6 protein-coding genes are annotated in these 4,724 nt (G+C 64.9%); all 6 read left to right on the forward strand.

Translation table 11 applies throughout. The features are described 5' to 3' along the window. Positions 1-19 precede the first annotated feature (19 nt). Complete coding sequence (gene hpaR / locus EN935_RS22780; RefSeq protein ID WP_127263134.1) at positions 20-448, forward strand: homoprotocatechuate degradation operon regulator HpaR; 429 nt, start codon at positions 20-22, stop codon at positions 446-448. 217 nt (positions 449-665) lie between these two features. After that, the gene (locus EN935_RS22785; RefSeq protein ID WP_127263135.1) at positions 666-1,154 is read left to right on the forward strand and encodes a hypothetical protein; all 489 of its coding nucleotides are present in this window, start codon (positions 666-668) and stop codon (positions 1,152-1,154) included. A 186-nt stretch (positions 1,155-1,340) separates the two neighbouring features. Further along, the gene (locus EN935_RS22790; protein ID WP_109667408.1) at positions 1,341-2,435 is read left to right on the forward strand and encodes a transporter substrate-binding protein; all 1,095 of its coding nucleotides are present in this window, start codon (positions 1,341-1,343) and stop codon (positions 2,433-2,435) included. Beyond that, positions 2,432-3,034 carry an ANTAR domain-containing protein gene (locus tag EN935_RS22795; protein ID WP_127263136.1) on the forward strand — a complete coding sequence of 201 codons (603 nt, stop codon included), beginning with the start codon at positions 2,432-2,434 and terminating at the stop codon, positions 3,032-3,034. The genes EN935_RS22790 and EN935_RS22795 overlap by 4 nt, the downstream gene beginning before the upstream one ends. 19 nt (positions 3,035-3,053) lie before the next feature. Further along, positions 3,054-3,920 carry an ABC transporter permease gene (locus tag EN935_RS22800; RefSeq protein WP_206532362.1) on the forward strand — a complete coding sequence of 289 codons (867 nt, stop codon included), beginning with the start codon at positions 3,054-3,056 and terminating at the stop codon, positions 3,918-3,920. Then, positions 3,917-4,724, forward strand: an 808-nt coding sequence (locus EN935_RS22805) for an ABC transporter permease (protein WP_164771270.1), incomplete at its 3' end; no start/stop codon positions are given. The genes EN935_RS22800 and EN935_RS22805, both read left to right, overlap by 4 nt.

Consider the following 4,724-nt stretch of genomic DNA (forward strand, 5'->3'; position numbering starts at 1 on the left):
GCGTTGGAGGACCTCTCACGTGCCGCCTAAAGACACTCGTCGTTCCCTGCCGATGGCGTTGCTTCATGCCCGCGAAGCGGTGATGGCGCGGTTTCGCCCGATGCTTGCGGCGCATGATGTGTCCGAGCAGCAATGGCGTGTGCTGTGTGTGTTGAGTGAAGCCGGCTCGGTCGAGGCAACAGAGCTTGCCGATCGCGCATCGGTGCTGCCGCCCAGCCTGACGCGCATCATCAAGGCGCTCGAGGGACGCAAATTCATCACCCGCAACAAGGCGGAAGGCGACGGCCGCCGCGTCGTGCTGACCATTGCGCCTGCCGGTTCCGCCTTGATCGACGCCCTGTCGCCCGAGCGTCGCGTCATCTATGACGACATCGAACAGCGTTTTGGTCACGAGAAGCTTGAACAGTTGCTCGACCTCCTGGAGAGCTTGATCGACGGCGAGAGCTGACCGTTCTCCGGTCCCTTGCGGCCCGCATCCGGTACGACTGCACCCCGATGCGAGCCCATTTCCGCCATGGCGCGTTGGCTTCCCGGCCGCCGGCCATGATGCAGCCATGGCCACTTTTTCGTGAAGCTGAACGGGTTGATCCGATCGCCTGTTTGCCTAGGTAAAAGGAGCGGCGGGCGTCACGCAAATCTGCAATCGGGCAAATCCTACAATCGGTATGACATTTTCCTGTATTCGAAAGCTTGCCCTTCCTGTTCTCTTCGTCGGCGTCCAGTCTTCCTGCGTCATTCCCGACGATACGTCGCGCATCGCCAAGGTTGACCCCACGGTGGCGGCGGCTCGCAAGGAGATGGTCGGCCTTAGTGAAGCCGACGTTCGAATGTGCGCGGGGTTTCCGACTGCCACCGCCGACGCTGGCCGATCGGGCCAGATCTGGACCTATAAGCGCATCGTTCAACGCGGCAATCTCAGCATTGTCGTCCCGACCCTAGCGGTCGGCGCTATCCCGGCGGTCGGCGGCTCCGTCAATGTCGCTCCCGGCGGATATTGCGACACGCAAATTCGCATGGTCGACGGCCGCGTCGCCGAAGTTGCCTACGCCGGCGACAACAATTTGCCCAACAGGCGCGACGCGCTTTGTGTCAGCACGGTGGACGCCTGTGTGGCCTATGCCCGCCAACACAGTCAGAGGCCGGCGGCCAGATAGCTGGCGGCAACGAAACAGCGATGGCAGGCCGTGAGTGTGGCACGTGGATAGGGCTTGACTGACCGCCTGTACCGAATAGGTTAGTGATCGGAAAAATACCGGCTCTGATCGCCGGGCGGCAAGAATGCCTCGTATGCCTCGCCCCTCCGGCGCTGGCTGCGGGGCATTGTCATTTTGGGGATCTGTTTGAAACGGCGCATCGAGATCGGCATCCTGTATTCCCGCTCGGGGAGCTACCAGCTCATCTCCGATGCGTGCCGTATGGGCGCCATGCGCGCGGTCGCCGACATCAATGCCGACCGCCAGCATGGCATCGAGCTGGTGCCGGTCGAGCGCGATCCGCAAAGCAATGCGGATCGCTACGCGACGCTCTGCGAGGACATCTTCAAGACCAGCAGCGCCCGCCATGTCGTCGGCTGTGTCACCTCCTGGAGCCGCAAGGAGACGATCCCAGTTCTGGAGAAAGCCGGTGGCATGCTCTGGTACGCCTGCCCCTATGAGGGCTTCGAAGCCAACGAGCACGTCGTCTACATGCACGCTTGCCCCAACCAGCATCTGGTGCCGCTGATGGCCCATGTCGTGCCGCGCTTCGGCGCCAACGGTTTCCTGCTCGGCTCGAACTATATCTGGGGCTGGGAGATGAACCGCGTGGCGCGCGACCTGATCGCCGATGCAGGCGGCAAGGTTCTGGGCGAGCGCTATCTGCGCATCGGCGAGACCGACGTGTCGCGCCTGATCGCTGAAATCCGGGCCACGCGGCCGAACTTCATCCTGAACAATCTGATCGGCACCTCGTCCTACGCCTTCCTGGCGGCCTATCGCGACTTGGGCGACGAGGATCCGGCCTTCCGCCCCGAAGCCTGTCCCGTCATCTCCTGCAACCTCACCGAGGGCGAGCTGCCGGCGATCGGCGAATCCGGAAAAGGGCATTTGTCGGTCGGGCCGTATTTCGCGCCGCGCCCGGCCGCCTTCGCCTCGTCCTTCGAGGCCTCCGCCTATGCCTCGGTGCAGGTGATGGCTGACGTGCTCTCTCGCGATGCCGAAGCCGGTCCGGCGGAATTCTCCAAAGCCTTCGCCGAACGGCGCTTCTCCACTAGGCTCGGGCCGATCGCCATCGACGCCCATTCCCAGCACGCGACATTGCCGGTGATCATTGGGCGAATTGCAGACGGCTTCTTCGAGGTCGTCAGCCGTGAGGACGAGGTCGCGCCGGACCCGTATCTGTCGCGCTACGATCCTGCAAAAACATTCGGCCGTCCGCGCCTCAGGGTGGTGTCGTGACCAGGGCGCCACGCATTCCCAATCTCGGTGGCGCCAGGGCCTTCATCCTGCATCGCCCGCACCCGACGGTGCAGGCGATCACCCGGCAATTGTCGGCCATCGGCCTGATCACGCTGGATTGCTGGCCGGAACTGCCGCCCGAGGCGCTGGCGGCCGATTTCGTCTTTTTCGACGCCGATCTCGGCTTCGACGAGCAGTTCCCGTGGAAGCCGGGCGAGGCGCCGATGCCGCTGGTGGCGCTGATCGGCTCGGAGGCACCCGGCCGCATCGAATGGGCGCTGTCGCACAAGGCCGACGCCCAGCTCCTGAAGCCGGTCGGCAATGCCGGCGTCTACAGCGCGCTGCTGATCGCACGCCAAAGTTTCGAGGCGCGCAAACATCTGGCCGGCGAGATTGCCTCGCTTCGCCAGCGTGTCGCCGATCGCCAGACCATCGTGCGCGCGGTGACAGCTTTGTCCAAAGGCACCAGTGACGACCGCGCCTATGCGCAACTGCGCTCGCTGGCGATGAGCTGGCAGATCAGCATCGAGGATGCCGCGCGCCGGATCGTAGCGATGACGGAAGAGGAAGGCGGCGATGACCAGTCCCATCGCGCCTGATCTCACCGCGCCAGGGCGCATGCCGGTCAAGCCGCGCGCCGGCGTCTGGCGCCGGCTGATCAGGCGCCGCCTGGCGCTGCTCGGGCTGGTGATCGTCACCATTGTCGTTGCCGGCGCCGTGCTGGCGCCATGGCTGACCGGCTATGATCCCAACGAGCAGATGTTCGACGGCCTGACCATCGAGGGCTCGCCCTTGCCGCCGGATGCAAAATTCTGGCTGGGCACCGACCTGCTCGGCCGCGACCTGCTGACCCGCATCCTCTACGGCGCGCGCACCTCGCTGATCATCGGCATCGTCGCCAATGGTGTGGCGCTTCTGATCGGCACGCTGGTCGGCGTCGTTGCCGGCTATTTCCGCGGTTGGATCGGCAGCGCGCTGATGCGCTTCACCGACCTGATGATGGCCTTTCCGGCACTGCTGCTCGCCATTTGCCTGGCGGCGGTGTTCGAGCCCAGCCTGTGGATCGTCGCCATGGTCATCGCGTTGGTCAACTGGGTGCAGACCGCACGCGTCATCTACACCGAGACCAGCTCGCTGGCCGAACGCGAGTTCATCGATGCCGAGCGCACCATCGGCGCCAGCGCACCGCGCATCCTGTTTCGCCACATCCTGCCGCATCTGCTGCCGACCATCATCGTCTGGGGCACGCTCGGCATTTCCACCACGGTGCTGCTCGAGGCGACGCTCTCCTTCCTCGGCATCGGCGTGCAGCCGCCGACGGCGTCCTGGGGCAACATCATCTTCGAGAACCAGACCTACTTCCAGGCCGCACCCTGGCTGGTGTTCTTCCCCGGTGCGGCGATCCTGGCGCTGGCGCTGGCCTTCAACCTGATCGGCGACGCGCTGCGCGACATTCTCGATCCGACGCAAAGGGGCCGGGCATGATCGCCTATCTCGGCCGCCGCCTGATCCAGTCGCTGCTCATCCTGCTCGGGGTCTCGCTGATCACCTTCGCGCTGCTTTATCTCCTGCCGGCCGATCCGGTGCGCCAGATCGCCGGCCGCAGCGCCACGCCGCAGACGGTCGAGAACATCCGCCAGCAGCTCGGCCTCGACCAGCCGTTTATCGTCCAGTATTGGCGCTATCTGGTGAAGCTCATCAGCGGCGATCTCGGCCGCTCCTACATCCAGCGCTCCGAGGTCACCGAGCTGATTGTCTCGCGGCTCCCAGCCAGCCTGTTGCTTATGGTCGGCGCCATCCTGTGCGAGCTGCTGCTCGGCCTCAGCATGGGTCTCATCGCCGCCGTCAAGCGCGGCACCGCTACGGACCAGACGCTGATGGTCGCCTCGTTCGTCGGCGTCTCGGCGCCGCAATTCGTCGTCGGCCTGCTGCTGCTCTACGTCTTTGCCGTACGGCTGAGCTGGTTTCCGATCGGCGGCTACGGCACCTGGCGTCATCTCGTGCTGCCGTCGCTGACCATGGGCATCCTCGGCGCCGGCTGGTACGCCCGCATGATGCGCTCGTCGATGATCGACGTGCTGCGCCAGGATTACGTGCGCACCGCCCGTGCCAAAGGCCTGGCACGCGGCACCATCCTCTTTCGCCATGCGCTGCCCAACGCCATCCTGCCGGTCATCGCCATGATCGGCATCGATATCGGCATCTTCATGGGCGGCATCGTCGTCGTCGAAAGCGTGTTCGGCTGGCCCGGCATCGGCCAGCCGAACACGCTTTCGACGACGACGATGC

This window comes from Mesorhizobium sp. M7D.F.Ca.US.004.03.1.1, assembly GCF_003998635.1.
In the GTDB taxonomy this organism is placed as follows: Bacteria; Pseudomonadota; Alphaproteobacteria; order Rhizobiales; family Rhizobiaceae; genus Mesorhizobium; species Mesorhizobium loti.